Raw genomic sequence first — 15,877 nt, 5'->3', positions numbered from 1 at the left:
GCAGCACCCGTGTGGGGCATTCAGTTGTCGCAAAGATATTACATCATTGGCTGGGAGGCTCCGGCTCGGAGGCTGTGAAGCTTTGCCCAGGCCCGTCGCCGCGTTGCCACTGCACGACAAGCCCGTCGCGGGCGCCGAAACGCACCAGATGCGTGCCGACGACGCGCTCGAAGCGCTCGACCGCGTCGGCCGTGCCGTCGATACGCATGTGCAGCACCTCCTCCCCCGCAGCGAGGCTGCACGTGGTGCCCTCCCCAACACCTTCTGGCGCGGGGAATGTAATCGCGCCTTCGCGTGCGGTGTCGTCCCACGACGCCTCGACTTTCCTGCTGAAGTGGGAAGCGAGCTGTTTGCCGTAGCGCTCGGGACGGGCTGTTTTCACGTTGGCCTGTGATGTTCGCATGCCACCACCCTAACGGAGGTTAGGCAATCCTTACCCCTCGCCGCGAGGCCGGTTACACCTGTTTCCGTATACTGGCCGAGTTGCTTTCCCCCACCTCCCGAGGAGAACCCCCACATGGCCGGTGGCCTACTCGCCCTGCTCGACGACGTCGCCCTGATCGCCCGCCAAGCCGCCGCAAGCATCGACGACGTTGCCGGCATGACCGCAAAGACGTCTTCGAAGGCCGCCGGCGTGGTCATCGACGATGCCGCGGTGGCCCCGCAGTACGTCGAAGGCGTGACGCCGGCGCGCGAGCTGCCGATGATCTGGCGCATCACTAAGGGCTCTCTGCGCAACAAGCTGGTCTTCATTTTGCCGGTCGCGCTGCTGCTCAACGCGTTCGCGCCGTGGGCGCTGACCCCGATTCTCATGCTCGGTGGCACCTACCTCGCGTTCGAGGGTGCGGAAAAGATCGCGCACAAGCTGTCCTCCAACGACGACGAGGAAGCCGAGAAGGCGGCCAACAAGTCCGACCAGGACGAAGACACGCTGGTCAACAGCGCTATCCGCACGGACCTGATCTTGTCCACGGAAATCATGTTCATCTCCCTCGATGAGGTCAAGGATCAGTCGGTGTGGATGGAAGCCGCCGTGCTGATCGCGGTGGCGATCTTCATCACCATCGCCGTCTACGGTGCCGTGGCGCTGCTGGTCAAGATCGACGACATCGGCCACGGGATGATCAAGCGCGGCAACGCCCCGAAGACCGGCCGCGCGCTGGTCAAGGGCATGCCGTACGTGCTTAACGCCATCGGCATCATCGGCACCGTGGCAATGCTGTGGGTGGGCGGTCACCTGCTCATCCGTGGCTTCGACGAGGTCTTCGGCTGGCACTGGCCGCACGACGTCATCGCCATGGGCCAGGAGGCCGTCGGCGGCGGCGCGCTGGGCTGGCTGGTGGAGACCGGCGTTTCCCTGGTGGCGGGCCTTGTCGTCGGTTTCATTGTGCTGGGCGTGGTGCAGCTGGTGAAGAAGCTGCGCTAGCGCCTGCCTACAATTTCCTCCATGGCAGCCAAGCAGTACTCTCTCGCCCCGTCCACGTGGGGTGCCGGCGTGGAAGTCCCGGTGGACCACGTCTCGCAGGCCGCCCTCTTCTCCGATTTCGCGGGCCGCAAGGGCACCACGTACGTCGACGTTGTGTTGGAAGCGAACCCGCTGAACCGCTCGTGGCGGGTGCGCCGTCGCAGTGGCGGCGAGCTGCCTGGTCCTGTGCTCGGCGAGGTCGCACCCGAGTGGCGCGCCTACTTCGACGAGGTGGAGCGCGTGCACTCGTCGTTTCTGCAGCCTACGACGGTGGCCGCGGTCAGCCTGAACAAGGACACAGGGCGTTTCGACGTGCACGTGGTGCTGCCGGAGCCGCAGCTCGTGGTGCCCCGCAACAACGCGCCCGAGGAAGCCGCGGTGCTGCCGCCGGGAGACATGCTGGTCGTCGACACTTCCGTCGGCGAGTTCTCAGCCGATGAGCTTGCGGCCCGCTCCCCCGGCCAGTGGTTCGTGGGGCTTTTGCCTATCGACGCCACCCCGCTGGCCACCCTCGACGGCCGCGTCCTCGGCGCTATTGCCGGGCCCGACGGTGAGGCCGTGCTGGAGTGGTTGGCGGGCTTCCCCAACGGCGGGCTGTGGGCGCGCGCGGTTGTCCTGGGCGGCATGGCGGCCCTCGACGCCGCCGCCCCGGACGAGGGCACGGAGCACCTCCCCGCCTTGAGTGCCGCACCGCAGCGCCGTCCGGAGCCGTGGCAGCTCATCGAATTTCCCGGGGGCGGCTGGGCCGTCACCGTGGAGCGCGACTTCGCCACCGACCCGGCCGATACGGTCAAGCCGAAGCACACCGCCCGCTACGTCTCCCTCGGCGGCGGGGCGCGCCCCGAGGACATTGCCGCGCCGACGGAGCTGTTCGGCCGCGTAGACGAGCCTGGCGAAACCGAGGCACCGAAACGACCGGAGCAGACCACAGTTGCGGCGCAAAACACCCGGGACGGCTACCTCACCGAGGTGGAAAAAGTGCAGCTCAGGAGGAAAAATAGGAAGCGTCGGCGGGGCGGACGCCACCGTCGATAAGCGAAAGCCCCTAGGCTCGGAAGTGGAATACTTCCAACAACCGAGGAGGCATGATGGCCGACAAGGGCCCGAACCCGTTTGTGGTGGACATTGAGAAGGCGACGCTGGACAACGAGGCGTTCCGCGACACGCTGTGGACCGGCAAGAACCTGCAGCTGACCGTGATGACCATCCCGGTCGGCGGCGAAATCGGCGCCGAGATCCACGACGACCACGACCAGTTCCTCCGCCTCGAGGAAGGCGAACTGCGCGCACAGATCGGCCCGTCCAAGGACGATCTCGAAATCGATGAAGTGATCCAGGCCGACTGGGCGGCATTCGTGCCGGCCGGCAAGTGGCACAACTTTGTCAACGAATCCGACGCGCCGGCGAAGCTATACTCCATCTACGCCCCGCCGGAGCACGCCCCCGGCACCCGCCACGAAACCAAGGCGGACGCGGATAACGACCCGCAGGAAACCGACGCCGTGTAAATGACAGCGCGGTCTAAAAGCCCGGAAACGGAAAGGTTCGTTTCCGGGCTTTTCCAAACGCCAACTCGAGGGCGTATCCGGTGCTAGAGTGCTCTCTGGTTCTGAAATGTCTAACCAACATCTGTAGAAAAGGCGAGCCTCATGCGCACCCAGACAACCCCGAAGATCCTTCTCAGCGCCGGTGCGGCTAGCGCCCTCGCACTGACGGCCGTTACCGCGCCCCCGGCGCATGCGGATTCGAGCCTGTCCAGCCTGTCTTCTTCCTCCGGCACCCCCGCGAAGAAGAAGCGCGAGAAGAAGCCGTGGGTGCCCGTGGAGCCGCCGACGAAGACCGCGTCGAAGCCGCTGAAGCTGCCCAACGGCACCACCATCCAAATCATGGACGACGTGCTGGGTAAATACTCCGCCCACACCGGGTTCCGCACCGGCGACTTGGGTGCCATGGCGCCGATGGGCAACGGCGAGTTCGCCATGATCTTCGGCGACTCCTTCCGCGGGAATTTCGGCCAAGGGTGGATGAGCCCGGTCGGCGTGGTGGCCACCATGGACGAGGACGGCTTTATCAAGATCCTGCGCCCCATCGACAACACCTCCGAGGTCAGCGACATGATCTCGTACCACCGCGTCAACGAGAACACCCTGATTCCGTCCGACGTGATCAACATCGATGGAACGCTGTACCTGCACGGCACCTTCCATGCCCCCTTCGGCACCGTGGTCTCCTCCAACGTGTGGAAGTCCGACGACGGCGGGAAAACCTGGAAAGAAATCAGCTCCGTCCGCGGCAACCACATGGGTGGCGTGACGCAGCTGATTAGCTGGGACAAGGGCCCGGACGGCTACATCTACGCCACCACCACCAAGTTCGGCCGCGATTCGGCGGTGTATCTGTTCCGCTTCAAGCCGGAAAACATTGACAACCCGGGCAACTGGGAGGGCTACAGCGCCTCAATCGACGATTGGACCGATCGCGCCGAACCGATCCTGGAGGACAACGTGAAGGCCGGCGAGATGTGCCTGCGCTACATCGACGGCCACTGGGTTCTGGTCATGTTCAACGAGTCCACGCTGAGCGTCGAGGTGCGCATCTCCGAGAGTCTGGAACGCGACTGGGACGATGTCCGGGTGGCCAAGATCGCGCGGAACGGGTCCTGGGACAACGAGCAGACCCCGCTGAACTGGTCGCAGCCCTACGGCGGCTACATCGTGCCGGGCTCGCACCTGGACGACATGGACATTGTGGTCTCTCAGTGGAACACCACCGACAACAGCCGCTACACCGCCACCCAGTTCAACGTGAAGGGGCTGGACAAGGTGTACGGCATCGACGCGGACGAGGTGCGAGAGGAGCCCGAAGTCACGGTGGTCAAGCAGGGGTCGGAGTCAACCACCGACATGGAGGCTGAGGACAACCTGGTCAACGACAAGCCCGAGCTGTTCTTGTCCTCGGAGGACAGCGACGCGCTGGGCACCCTGCGCACCGTCGGCATCATTCTGGGCGTGCTGGCGGCCGTCGGTGCCATCGGTGCGGTGACGCTGCCGATGTACAGGGACATGCTGCCGGAGCCGATCCAGCAGATGCTGCCGTTTTAGGCCCGGTATCATCTCCCCGGTGCGTCAAACCTCAACTCCATCACCGTGGCCGGCCCTGTGGTCGATGATGCTCGGGTTTTTCATGATCCTGGTGGATTCCACCATTGTTTCGGTGGCGATCCCCGCAATCTCGGAGGGCCTCGACGCCTCCTATAACGAGGTCATCTGGGTCAACTCCGCGTACCTTTTGGCGTACGCGGTGCCGCTGTTGATCACTGGCCGCCTCGGCGACCGTTTCGGCCCCCGAACCATCTACTTGGCCGGCCTGGCGCTGTTCACGGCGTCGTCGCTGGCGTGCGGGTTGGCGTCCACCTCGGCTGCGCTGATCGCCGCACGCGCGTTCCAGGGCCTTGGTGGTGCGATGGTCACGCCGCAAACCATGTCGGTGATGATACGCACGTTCTCTCCGCAGGAGCGTGGCGGCGCGATGGGTGTGTGGGGCGCCACGGCGGGCCTCGCCACCGTCACGGGTCCGCTGTTGGGCGGTTTGCTTGTCGACGCCTCCGGTTGGCCCTGGATCTTCTTCGTCAACGTCCCCGTCGGTGTGCTCGGACTCGTCCTGGCGTGGATCTACGTGCCGCGCCTGGACAAGACGAACCGGCACTTCGACTGGGTGGGCGTGGGGTTGAGCACCGTGAGCATGTTCTGCCTGGTGTTTGGCATACAGGAAGCGGAGAACTTCAACTGGGACTGGCGCGTGTGGGCGCTGGTGCTTGTCGGCACGGCGACGATGGTGCTGTTTTTCCGCTGGCAGTCCAGGCAGGGCGGCAGCGCGCTGGTGCCGTTGGCGTTGTTCCAGGACCGCAACTTCTCTCTCGCCGGCGCCACTATCGCCACGGTGGGCTTCGCAATCTCCACCTACATCATCCCGTGGATGATCTACGTGCAGACGGTGCAAGCCTTTACCCCCACCCAGGCGGCGCTGCTGGTGCTGCCGTCGGGTGTGGTCTCCGGTCTGCTGTCTCCGTGGGTTGGCAAGCTGACCAACACGCACGACCCGAAGCCCTTCGCCATCACCGGCCTCACCTTGGCGGCGGCGTCGATGGGCATCTCGGCGCTGATCACCACCCCGGCGGTGGACCCGCGCTGGATGTACGCCATTTCGGTCGTTTACGGCGTGGCCAACTCGCTGATGTGGGGCCCGCTTTCCATGATCGCCACGCGCAACTTGGACCCGCGCCTGGCCGGCGCCGGCTCGAGCGTGTATAACACCACCCGCCAGATCGGCGCGGTGATCGGGTCGGCGGCGATCGCGGCGATGATGTCGGCGCAGCTCGCCGCAAAGCTTGGCGACGGAGCCGGCGCGGCCGATGTGACCGCCACGGGTCAGACGACGGGCCCCCTGCCGGAGGCGCTGCACGAACCGTTCGCGCTGGCGATGGGCAACTCGATCTGGCTGCCGTGCGCCGTCATCGCAGCAGGCGCCGTGGTCGCGTGCTTCTTCGCAAGGACGAAATCCTGGAACGATTAGCAGCGCCTAGTTGTCACTTATTCGGGTGCGGTCCCAGAAGTCGGCATCGTCGCGCCGGTACACCACCCTGTCGGTTTTGAGGCGGTCTTCCCAAAGGTAGAAGAATTCGAAGTGGTGCGGCTTCACGCACCACAGGTTGAACCGCTCCCCGTCCACCTTTCGGTGAGCGGTTCCTTTCACGCGCACGGAGCGCCGCAGCGGCTGCCACCAAAAGGTGAGCGCGGCCGCCCAGGTGGTTTCCAGCTGTTGGACCTTGGCGGTGTTCTTGCCGGTGCCGAAGTGAAAGCCGTCTGAATCCAGGTGGAGCAGGTCCATGATGCGGGCGTCTGGGTGCCCGTTCTTGTCAACAGTTGCAACCGATGTCGCGCTGACATCGAGCATTCCCGCGTCCACGGCTTCCATGAACCAGGCCGCGAACAGCTCATTCGGGTCGCGAGGCAGCGAGGTGAAGTCAGGGGCGACGATGGGGGCCTGGGAGGTTTCCAGTTCCCCGATGTAGTCCCGTGACAGATAAACCATGCTGTGATCGTACCAACCCCGCCTACCCCCGGGGTGCTCGATTCGGGTGCGATACCGGCCACACAACAGGTATGCATACTCCCATGTCCAACAACCGCCGCCGTAAGCCGCGCGCTCGGAAGAAACGCATCGAGGGCACCTACCCCATCGACACCGGCACGGCCAGCATCCTCGCGGACCCGGAGCGCGACGGCGCGTACGTGTTGGAAGTCAACCGGGTGCCGTCGTCGTACGTCGTGCCCGGCGCGCCGGAGGTGCTGGAGTACGACTACATGCGGTGGATTGCGGACTTTATCGAGGCCGCGAACGTTCCGGAGCCGTTTGTTGCAGTGCACCTGGGCGCGGCCGGCTGCACGCTGCCGAGCTACGCGCAGCACCGGTGGGACAGCCGCAACATCGCCGTCGAGCTGGACCGGGGGTTGGCCCGCCTGGTGCGCGAGGCGTTCGACCCGCCGGTAGAGATCGCTGTCGCAGAAGCGCGTGCGTTCACCCACGCGCTCGCGCCTGGATCGGTGGACGTGATCGTGCGCGACGTCTTCGCTGGCCCTGACACTCCCCGGCCGCTGACCACGGTGGAGTTCTACCGGGCGGCGTACCGCGCCCTGACCCCGGGCGGGTTGTTCGTGGTCAACGTCGGCGATGTGACCGGGCTGCCCCGCGCCCGCGCCACTGTCGCCGGGCTGCAAGAGGTCTTTGACAACACCGCCGCGGCGTTTACGGACCGCGGCTACGGCAACGTCGTCGTCGCCGCGTCCGATGCGCCCCTCGCTGGCACCCAATTGCCTATCGACGGCGCTACGCCCCTGCACGACTAACCCCTAGATCTCGAGCTCAGTGCCCAGACTGGGCTGGTAGAACGCGGCCCGCTGCGCGGTGAGCTCTTTGAAGTGCGGCGAGGTGACCTCCTGCAGCGCGGCGATGTAGTCCGGCACGATGCGTTTGGGCAGGCGCAGTCCCATGGTCAGGTGCGGGATCCAGCGCTCGCCGCGGCCCTCCGGGTTCGCGCTGCTGACGGCCCGGGCCGCGCGCTCAAGATCCTCCGGCGCCTCGAGCAGCCAGGCCACGGTCTGTTTGGACTTGGTGCCGAAGATGGCGAGACCGGAACGTCGTAAAGCTGCAGGCAACACAGGCGGCAGAAGGTCCGTCGCCGCGGCGATGGCGCGGCGGTGCATGGCGGGCGCGAAGGTGACGGAGATGTGCGGGCGCTGGTGCTGCTGCGGGAAGCCGCGCTCGGCGAGCTCGGCGTAGATCGCGCGGACAGCCTGCTCCTCGGCCTCGGGTAGGCGCAGCAGAATGTTCTCGGGCGACATTGGGCCGAGGGTACCCGCTTACCGCGCGTACCATGGGGCGCTCACGCGACGAAAGGAACAACAATGCAAAACGATCCCGCAAAGCCCGGCTACACCACCGAGGGCAGCCCGAACAAGCCGGTCGATCACGATGAGGACCAGTTCGCCCAAGACACCGGCTCCGCACTCGGCTACGGCGAGACCGCAGAGGATACGGTGGACGACACCACCAACGAACAGGAGTAATTCCGCTCAGACCTCCCAGCGAACCTCGCTGGGGTCCTTGTCCTCGCGCCAACCTCTCCATGATGCCTGGCGCACTTTTTTGTCTACGGTGGCGCCGGCGAGCTGAACCTCGGCGACGAACTTCGGGGTCACCCACCAGGCGTCGCTCGCGTCGGAAGCGGGGATGTCAATGGGCGGGGTCTTGCGCTCGACGCGGCGCAGCTTGCGGCCGATGTCGGCGAGCTGGGAGTTGGAAAAACCGGTGCCCACACGCCCCGCGTAGCGCAGCTCACCGTCCTCGTCGGGCACCGCGACCAGCAGCGATGCGATGCCGCGCTTGCCGGTGCGCACGCCCACGACCACCACTTCCTGGTGCAGGGCGCGCTTGACTTTTAGCCACGCGCGGGAGCGCTCTCCCGGCGCGTATTCGGCGTCGGTGCGCTTGGCCACCACGCCCTCCAGCCCGAGTTCCTCGGCGGCGCGCCATGCGGTGTCGAAGGAGCCGGTGGTTGCGGGCGGGATGACCACGTGCTCGGTTTCGTCGAGACGCTCGAGCAGCTCGCGGCGGGCGTGCCAGGGTGTGCCGGTCAGGTCCCGACTACCCAGGCGCAGTAGGTCGAAGACCATGTAGCGAAGCTGCGCCTCTGCGCCGTGCTGGTCGGCGCGGTGCAGGGCGGAGAAGTCCGGGTTTCCGTTGGCGTCGAGGGCGACGAGTTCGCCGTCGAGGCAGCCGCCGTCGGCAAGTAAGTGCGCAAGCTCGTCCGTGTGTGGGAACAGGTGCGTGTAGTCCTTGCCGCTGCGGCTGCGCAGGCGGACCGTGCCGCCGACGTCCGCGAGGATGCGGTAGCCGTCCCACTTCATCTCGTAGGCGAACTCGGTGCCGTCGTGTTGTTCGAGGGTGATGTCGCCGCGGGTGGCCGCGGTGGGCAGCATCGGTGCCAGCGGCGTTGTTTCGGCGGCGGCGCTGGGCTGGTCGCGGGTGAGCTTGAGCAGCCAATTCTTCTCGTCGGTGCGGATCAGCGCGAAGCGGCGCGGGATACCGCCCAGCCCGCCGCCGTCGCGGCCGTGGAGGATGGCGATGATCTCGTCTTCGCGCCACTTTTCTATCTCGCAGGTGCCGATGTCCCAGATTTTCACCGTGCCCGCGCCGTACTGGCCTTTCGGGATTACGCCTTCGAACTCGGCGTATTCGATCGGGTGGTCCTCGGTCTGCACGGCCAGGCGGGTGATGTCGGTTTCCAGCGGCGGGCCCTTCGGCACGGCCCAGGAGACGAGCACCCCGTCACGCTCCAGGCGGAAGTCCCAGTGCAGGTGGGAGGCGTCGTGCTCGCCGATGACGAAGATCGGCTCGCCGTCGCGCGGGGCCGGAGCGGCGTCGGGCACCGGTTCGCCGGTTTTGGTTTTGTCGCGCATGGAGCGGTACGTGGCCAGCCGGTCCTCCCCCGGCGCGCCGAGGACCGCAATGGGGTCGAGTCCGTCTTCGACGCGCGCGATGACCTCGTCGAGCTCCAGCTGCCGCAGCACCGGGTCCGCGATCTCCTCCCACGTGCGCGGGGCCGCCACCGTGGGGCGCTCGCGCCCGCGCAGCGAGTACGGGCTAATGGTGGTTTTCTTCCCGTTGTTCTGGCTCCAGTCGATGAACACTTTTCCTTTGCGCTCCGCCTTCGCCATGGCGGCGGTGACGCGATCCGGGTGCGCGCGCTGCAGGTGCTGTGCAAGGGTCTTGGCCACCTTGGTCACCGCATCGGCGTCGCTTTGGCCGTCCAGGCTGGCGTAGAGGTGGATGCCTTTGGACCCGGAGGTCACCGGCACGCAGGTCAGCCCCATGTCTTCGAGGATTTCGCGGCAAATCAATGCGATTTCTGCGGTGTTGTGTAATTCGACGCCGGGGCCCGGGTCTAGGTCCAGCACCAGCCGGTCGGGATTTTGCGGTTTGCCGTCCGCGCCGAAGCGCCACTGCGGGGTGTGCAGCTCCAGTGCCGCGACTTGGGAAAGCCACGCGAGGGTGGCGGAGCCGTCGAGAAGCGGATAGGCGTTGACACTTGTGGTGTGTTGGATGGTGCCGGTTGGCACCCACTCGGGCGCCGAATCCTCGAGGTCTTTGCGGAAGAAGCTTTGCTCATCGACGCCTTCGGGCCACCTCTTCCTGGTCACCGGCCGCCTGTTGGCTTGAGGGATGAGCACCTCGGCGACTGCCTGGTAGTAGCGCATGACATCGGCCTTGGTGGTGCCGGTGGCCGGGTAGAGCACCTTGTCCAAGTTGCTCACGGTGAGCTCGCGGCCGCCGACGCGCACCTTTTGGTCATTGCCCATGGCCCCACTGTAGAGGCGTGCGTAGAGTGAGGCGCATGCGCGCAGTTTGGACCGGTTCCGTCACATTCGGCCTTGTCAACGTCCCCGTCAAGGCGTACGGGGCGACCGAGGACCACGATTTGTCATTCCACCAAGTCCACGACAAAGACCACGGGCGCATCCGCTACGAGCGGCGCTGCGAGGTCTGCGGCGAAAAGGTGGAGTACAAGCACATCGACAAAGCATTTGAAGAAGACGGCGACACCGTCGTGATCACCGACGAAGACTTCGACTCCCTGCCCGAAGCCGACAACGACGAGATCGCAGTCGTGCAGTTCGTGCCCGCGGACCAGATCGATCCGTTGATGCTGGAGAAGTCCTACTACCTGGCGCCCGAGGGCAAGACACCGAAGTCATATTTGTTACTGCGGCAAACCTTGCTGGATTCGGATCTGATCGCCGTGGTGCGCTTCGCCCTGCGACAAAAGACCAGGTTGGGCGTGCTTCGGGTGGTGAACAAGGTGATCGTGCTGCAGGGGCTGATGTGGGCCGACGAGGTACGCGAGCTCGACTTCGACGACGAGTTCAAAGGCACGAAATCCCGGGCGAAAATCGGTGAAAAGGAGCTGAAGCTGTCCAAGCAGCTGGTGGAGTCCTACGCCTCCGACTTCACGCCCGAGGAGTTCGAGGACGACTACCAGGCGGAGCTGCGCAAACTCATCGACGCGAAGTTCGAGGAGGGCGAGACCCTGGACACCGAGGCCACGTTCGGCTCTGATGGCTCTGATGGCGCGGATGATTCGGATGAAGACGATGACAATGTGGTGGACCTGATGGCCGCGCTGAAGGCGTCGTTGGACAAGCGGTCTTCCGGTGGCGGGAAGTCTGGGTCCGGGAAGAAGTCTGGGAAAGAATCCGCAAAGAAGGGCAAGAGCGCTTAAGTCCGCGCCCCCTCCTCCCCCCCCGCAACAGTTGACACTCAGCTTAGGCTTACCTTAGTGTCGCCATGGTTCCTACAACTTAGCTTAGGCTAACGTCACCTAACGAAGGGAAACGTGGTGAAACGTTCACACCGGATCGGCACCCTCGCCGTCTCACTCGCAACCGTCTGCGGACTGGTCGCCTGCTCAGGCGCCGAGACGGCCCCCACTGCCGGCAACGAAGCCGACACCGAAGTCAGCACAGGGGCGAGCGGCGCCGCTGCCTCAACTCAGACCCGATCCGCTGAGGGCGCGGTGACCGTCACCGACGCCGCCGGCCGCACGCTCCAGTTCGACGAACTGCCGGAGCGCATCGTGCTGGCGGAGGGCCGCGCGGCGTACGCCACTGCCCTGCTGCAGGACAATCCGCTGGACAATGTTGTCGCCTATGGCCAGGACTTGGAAAAGGCGGCCGGGGCGTTCCGCGAGAAGCTCTTCGAGATGCAGCCGGAGGCCAAGGACATGCCCGAGATCGGCATGATCCAGAAGGGCGACGTCACCGTGGAGAACCTACTGGCGCAGAAGCCGGACGTGGTGATCATGACGCTGGACCAGAAGAAGTCCGTGGAAGAAAGCGGCTTCATCTCCGATTTGGACGCGGCCGGCATCACCTACGCGTTCATCGATTTCCGTCAGAAGCCGCTGGAAAACACCACGGTGTCTATGCAGCTGCTGGGCGACCTGCTCGGCCAGAGCGAGCGTGCGCAGAAGTACAACGAGTTCTACCAGGCCAAGGTCAAGGAGATCACTGACCGGGCGGCGAAGATCGTCGATAAGCCGGATGTGCTGCTGTGGACAGCCGCGGGGTTCAGCGACTGCTGCGCCGTCGCCGGGGATGTGCACCTGGGCACGCTGATCACCGCCGCTGGCGGGCACAACTTGGGCCCCGAGGTGCTCGGCCCGGAGACGAAGACACTCACCCCGGAGAAGCTGGTCGAGCTCAATCCCGACAAGCTCATCGTCACCGGCGGTGAGTGGGCGCGCGACCCGAACAAGCCGGGCACTTTCCGCCACGTCGAGCTGGGCTACCAGTCCAACCCCGACCTTGTGCTCGAAACGTGCGAGGGCCCGCTGCAGCAGCCGGGCATGGAGCTTCTCGACGCACCAAAGGAAGGCAACTACTTCGCCATCTACCACCAGTTCTACGACAACCCCTTCAACGTGTTCGCCCTCGAGGCGTTTGCGAAGTGGCTGCACCCGGAGGAGTTCGCGGACCTGGACCCGGCGCAGGACTTCAAGGACTTCCACAAGGAGTGGCTGCCGTTCGATTACAGCGGCGTGTTCTTCGCCGACCCCGCGCACCCGGAGGCGATGTAGGGCATGACCACGCACGTGCCCGCGAAACCCGACGTGGCCGAGGATGCCCGCCGGACCGCGATTGACAGCTACCTCAAGCGCGGGCGGAAGAAGTCCTTCGCCATTGCCGGCCTGCTGGTCGCGGTAGTGGTGAGCTTTCTTTTCGCCGTTGTGGTCGGCCCGATCGACATCGCCGTGGCCGACGTATTTAACGCGGTGTTCCACCCGGAGCGGGTGGACGAGCAGACCCTGGTGGTGATTCGCACGCTGCGCCTGCCGGCCGCGGTGATGGCGGTGCTGTGCGGTGCCGCACTGGGGCTTGCGGGCGGCCAGATGCAGACAATTTTGGACAACCCGCTGGCGGAGCCGTTCACCCTCGGTATCTCGGCCGCAGCGGCGTTCGGCGCCGCGCTGTCCATCGTGATGGGCTGGTCGCTGGTGGGCAACCCGCAGTTCAACCTTGCCGCCACCGCTGCGCTGGCGGCGCTGATCGCCGTGGCGATTGTGGCGGGCGCTTCCGTGTGGCGCGGCGCCACAGCCGAGTCGATGATCCTGCTCGGCATCGCGCTGTCCTTCTTCTTCCAGGCTTTGCTGTCGCTGCTGCAGTACGGCGCTAACGTTGAGGCGCTACAGCAGATCGTCTTCTGGACTATGGGGTCGATGCAGCGCGCAAACTGGACGGCGAACATCATCCTCGCTGTTGTCCTCGCCGTGGCGATCCCGTTCTGCGTGGCCAACGCGTGGCGCCTGACCGCGCTGCGGCTTGGCGACGACCGCGCCGCAGCCCTCGGCATCGACGTCAAACGCCTGCGCCTTGCCACCCTGCTCGTCGCATCGTTTTTGGCGGCCGCGTCTGTGGCGTTCACCGGCATCATCGGGTTCATCGGGCTCGTCGGGCCCCACGTGGCGCGAATGCTCGTGGGCGAGGACCAAAAGTTTTTCCTCCCCGCCGCGGCCGCCGCGGGCGCGATGCTGCTGAGCTTGGCCTATGCCGTGTCGCTGTCTATCATCCCCGGCCTGGCCATCCCGATCGGCATCATCACCTCGCTGGTCGGCGTGCCGTTTTTCGTGTTCCTCATCTTCACCCGTGCCCGCCGGAAGGGGGCGTAGACCATGACCGTTAGCGCGCAGAACCTCTCCGTTTCCTACGGACGGTCCACCATCGTGCACTCGTTGTCGTTCGACCCGCTCGAGGGCGGGACGGTCGTCGGCCTGATCGGCCCCAATGCCGCCGGCAAATCAACGCTGGTCAAAGCCATCGCCGGGATCAAGAAGCCGACGGCGGGGTCGGTGACCATCAGTAAGGACGGCACGGAGCTCACCGGCAGGGACCGCGTGGAGGCGATCGGCTACGTGCCGCAGGACCTGTTGAGCAGCGCCACGCTGACCGCGTTCGAATCGGTCATGGTCTCCGCCCGCCGCCGCGGCGTCGACGGGTGGGACCCGCTGGAGCGCACCGCCGACGTCATGCACCGTTTGGGTATCACGCATCTGTCCGACCGGCTGGTCTCGGACATGTCGGGTGGTCAGCGCCAGCTCGTCGCTGTCGCGCAGATGCTGGTGCGCGAGCCGAGCGTCATGCTTCTCGACGAACCCACGTCCGCCCTCGACCTACGCCACCAAGTCGAACTGCTCCAGCTCATCTGCGACGAGGTCCGCGGGACCGACCGGGTGGCGCTGGTGGCCATCCACGACCTGAACCTCGCCGCCCGCTACTGCGACGAGCTACTCGTGCTCAAGGCCGGCCGCCTCGTCGGCCAAGACACACCCCATGCGGTGCTCACTCCCGACCTGCTCGAAGACGTCTACGGCTTCCGCGCCCGCGTCCTAGACGACGCCGGTGTGCCCGTGGTCTGCCCCGTGTAGGGAGGACAAGTGGGGCGTGGTTAGCCCCACTGCGGGTTGTCCACGTCCACACCTTCGGCCGCCGCGTGGGCGGTGACCAGCTCGAGCAGGTAGTCCTGCGCGCCGCCGTAGGCTTCGTGGAAGCGCGCGTCGCCGACGTACATGCGCGCGAGGATGAGTTGGCGAGCCGGGGTCGCCTCGTACCACTGGGCGATGCTTGCGCGGTGGCGCTCCACCAGGGCTTCGGCTTCCTGCGAGCCGGGCTCGACACCGGCGTCGCGGGCGTTGACCAAGTCCGTGGCGAGCGTGTCCTGTTCTTCCTGGAGGCGTTTGAAGTCACCTTCGCCCATTTGAGCGAGCTTTTCCTGGGACTGCGCCCACTCCGGGGTATCACCCCAGCGCTGCTCAGCCTCCTTCTGGTAGGCAGGCATATCTTCGCCGAGGTATTTCTTCATTGCGTCCATGTCGATGGATCCTTTCGTTGCGTTGTCAATGAGGTGCTGGACAGATGTGAGTTGGGCGTCGAGCGTGCGCCGTCGAGAAGCGAGTGCTTCTTGGTGGTGCTTGAGGGCGCGGGTGAGGGCGGCTCCGGAGGCGTCGAGAAGCTGCGCGATCTGCGCAAGCGGCACGCCGACTCCGCGGTAGAGGGCAATGGCCGCGCCGCGCTCGAGGTCCGCCTCGCTGTAAACGCGGTGGTCGAACCACGTGCGCGCGGGTGCGATGAGGCCGAGCGCCTCCCAGTGGCGCAACGCCTTGGTGGAAACCCCGAGAGCCTCGGCGGCCTCGCCGATCGTGTACTCGATACCATCTGTCATGACTGCGATTGAACAGCTTGCCGCAGGGGCAAGCGCAAGTTGGGAGCGATGATGGACGAAATCCGCGTGGGCGACGCCGAGCGTTCGGACGCGCTGGACCGGCTGGGCACTCTGTTCGCAGACGGTTACCTGGATGTGGGAGAGTTCGAAGAACGCACAGGTCAAGCCGCAGTTGCGCGCACGCGCGGGGAGCTTTCGATGCTTTTCGACGACCTCCCGGCCGAACCGGTCGCATTGGATAAACGGACACCGTCCGAGATCGAACTGGATGAGAAACTCGCAGCGAAGCGGAAGATGGACACCGCGATCTACACCACCCTCATCGGCGGTTTGGCGGTCTATTTTGTGCTGCAGATTGGGCTGGATCTGGACTACGCCTGGGTGATGTGGCCGGTGATGGGCATACTCGCGGTCGCTTGGTACGCCGTCTTCGACATCTCCAACGAGGAAGACGAGGTCCTCGAGGAACTGCTGGAGAAGGAACGTTCCGATCGCGCCGAGCGGCTGAAACTCGCCGCCGAACGCCGCAAGGAGCTTGGGAAATAGCCGAGAGTTTCCCGCTCCCGCCGGTTAGAGTGG

The 15,877-nt window shown here is 65.5% G+C and carries 17 protein-coding genes; 12 read left to right on the top strand and 5 right to left on the bottom strand.

Annotation, left to right across the window (positions count from 1 at the left end):
* Window positions 1–43 precede the first annotated feature (43 nt).
* Window positions 44–403, bottom strand: coding sequence for a DUF2218 domain-containing protein (locus CAFEL_RS04155; RefSeq protein WP_194560317.1), 360 nt, complete (start codon window positions 401–403; stop codon window positions 44–46).
* A 114-nt stretch (window positions 404–517) separates the two neighbouring features.
* Between CAFEL_RS04155 and CAFEL_RS04150 the strand changes: the two genes are divergently transcribed.
* The 5 genes from CAFEL_RS04150 (at window position 518) to CAFEL_RS04130 (ending at window position 6,037) form a co-directional block, all read left to right on the top strand.
* Window positions 518–1,426 carry a DUF808 domain-containing protein gene (locus CAFEL_RS04150; RefSeq protein WP_194560318.1) on the top strand — a complete coding sequence of 303 codons (909 nt, stop codon included), beginning with the start codon at window positions 518–520 and terminating at the stop codon, window positions 1,424–1,426.
* 21 nt (window positions 1,427–1,447) lie between these two features.
* Window positions 1,448–2,500: a hypothetical protein gene (locus tag CAFEL_RS04145; RefSeq protein ID WP_194560319.1), complete on the top strand. Its 1,053-nt coding sequence runs from the start codon at window positions 1,448–1,450 to the stop codon at window positions 2,498–2,500.
* A 53-nt stretch (window positions 2,501–2,553) separates the two neighbouring features.
* Window positions 2,554–2,973 carry a cupin domain-containing protein gene (locus CAFEL_RS04140; RefSeq protein WP_194560498.1) on the top strand — a complete coding sequence of 140 codons (420 nt, stop codon included), beginning with the start codon at window positions 2,554–2,556 and terminating at the stop codon, window positions 2,971–2,973.
* A gap of 141 nt (window positions 2,974–3,114) precedes the next feature.
* Window positions 3,115–4,566, top strand: a complete 1,452-nt coding sequence (locus CAFEL_RS04135; protein WP_194560320.1) for a DUF4185 domain-containing protein — start codon at window positions 3,115–3,117, stop codon at window positions 4,564–4,566.
* Between the two features lie 19 nt (window positions 4,567–4,585).
* Window positions 4,586–6,037, top strand: a complete 1,452-nt coding sequence (locus CAFEL_RS04130; protein ID WP_290172265.1) for a DHA2 family efflux MFS transporter permease subunit — start codon at window positions 4,586–4,588, stop codon at window positions 6,035–6,037.
* A 6-nt stretch (window positions 6,038–6,043) separates the two neighbouring features.
* Here CAFEL_RS04130 and CAFEL_RS04125 read toward each other — a convergent pair whose 3' ends face one another.
* The gene (locus CAFEL_RS04125) at window positions 6,044–6,556 is read right to left on the bottom strand and encodes a pyridoxamine 5'-phosphate oxidase family protein (protein ID WP_194560321.1); all 513 of its coding nucleotides are present in this window, start codon (window positions 6,554–6,556) and stop codon (window positions 6,044–6,046) included.
* An 83-nt stretch (window positions 6,557–6,639) separates the two neighbouring features.
* Between CAFEL_RS04125 and CAFEL_RS04120 the strand changes: the two genes are divergently transcribed.
* The gene (locus CAFEL_RS04120) at window positions 6,640–7,371 is read left to right on the top strand and encodes a spermidine synthase (RefSeq protein ID WP_194560322.1); all 732 of its coding nucleotides are present in this window, start codon (window positions 6,640–6,642) and stop codon (window positions 7,369–7,371) included.
* A gap of 3 nt (window positions 7,372–7,374) precedes the next feature.
* On the opposite strand, the gene CAFEL_RS04115 is transcribed toward CAFEL_RS04120, so the two are convergent.
* Window positions 7,375–7,866 (bottom strand): 2'-5' RNA ligase family protein, encoded by a 492-nt coding sequence (locus CAFEL_RS04115; protein WP_194560323.1) that lies wholly within the window; start codon window positions 7,864–7,866, stop codon window positions 7,375–7,377.
* Window positions 7,867–7,929: 63 nt separating this feature from the next.
* On the opposite strand from CAFEL_RS04115, the gene CAFEL_RS04110 reads away from it, so the two are divergent.
* Window positions 7,930–8,091 carry a hypothetical protein gene (locus CAFEL_RS04110; protein WP_194560324.1) on the top strand — a complete coding sequence of 54 codons (162 nt, stop codon included), beginning with the start codon at window positions 7,930–7,932 and terminating at the stop codon, window positions 8,089–8,091.
* Between the two features lie 6 nt (window positions 8,092–8,097).
* Here CAFEL_RS04110 and CAFEL_RS04105 read toward each other — a convergent pair whose 3' ends face one another.
* A complete protein-coding gene (locus CAFEL_RS04105) occupies window positions 8,098–10,383 on the bottom strand; it encodes an ATP-dependent DNA ligase (RefSeq protein WP_194560325.1) in 2,286 nt (761 codons plus the stop codon).
* A gap of 35 nt (window positions 10,384–10,418) precedes the next feature.
* On the opposite strand from CAFEL_RS04105, the gene ku reads away from it, so the two are divergent.
* From ku to CAFEL_RS04085, 4 genes are all read left to right on the top strand, one after another.
* Entirely contained in the window at window positions 10,419–11,303 is an 885-nt protein-coding gene (ku, locus tag CAFEL_RS04100) for a non-homologous end joining protein Ku (RefSeq protein WP_194560326.1), read from the top strand.
* Window positions 11,304–11,420: 117 nt separating this feature from the next.
* Window positions 11,421–12,659 (top strand): ABC transporter substrate-binding protein, encoded by a 1,239-nt coding sequence (locus tag CAFEL_RS04095; protein ID WP_194560327.1) that lies wholly within the window; start codon window positions 11,421–11,423, stop codon window positions 12,657–12,659.
* A gap of 3 nt (window positions 12,660–12,662) precedes the next feature.
* Window positions 12,663–13,748, top strand: coding sequence for a FecCD family ABC transporter permease (locus CAFEL_RS04090; RefSeq protein ID WP_194560328.1), 1,086 nt, complete (start codon window positions 12,663–12,665; stop codon window positions 13,746–13,748).
* A gap of 3 nt (window positions 13,749–13,751) precedes the next feature.
* On the top strand, window positions 13,752–14,504 hold the full coding sequence (locus CAFEL_RS04085) for an ABC transporter ATP-binding protein (RefSeq protein ID WP_194560329.1): 753 nt from the start codon (window positions 13,752–13,754) through the stop codon (window positions 14,502–14,504).
* Window positions 14,505–14,524: 20 nt separating this feature from the next.
* On the opposite strand, the gene CAFEL_RS04080 is transcribed toward CAFEL_RS04085, so the two are convergent.
* A complete protein-coding gene (locus CAFEL_RS04080) occupies window positions 14,525–15,298 on the bottom strand; it encodes a MerR family transcriptional regulator (RefSeq protein ID WP_194560330.1) in 774 nt (257 codons plus the stop codon).
* Window positions 15,299–15,346: 48 nt separating this feature from the next.
* On the opposite strand from CAFEL_RS04080, the gene CAFEL_RS04075 reads away from it, so the two are divergent.
* On the top strand, window positions 15,347–15,844 hold the full coding sequence (locus CAFEL_RS04075) for a DUF1707 SHOCT-like domain-containing protein (RefSeq protein WP_194560331.1): 498 nt from the start codon (window positions 15,347–15,349) through the stop codon (window positions 15,842–15,844).
* Window positions 15,845–15,877 lie beyond the last annotated feature (33 nt).

The organism is Corynebacterium afermentans subsp. lipophilum (genome assembly GCF_030408375.1).
Classification (GTDB): domain Bacteria; phylum Actinomycetota; class Actinomycetes; order Mycobacteriales; family Mycobacteriaceae; genus Corynebacterium; species Corynebacterium lipophilum.
This window is presented reverse-complemented; position numbering and strand designations above follow the sequence as displayed.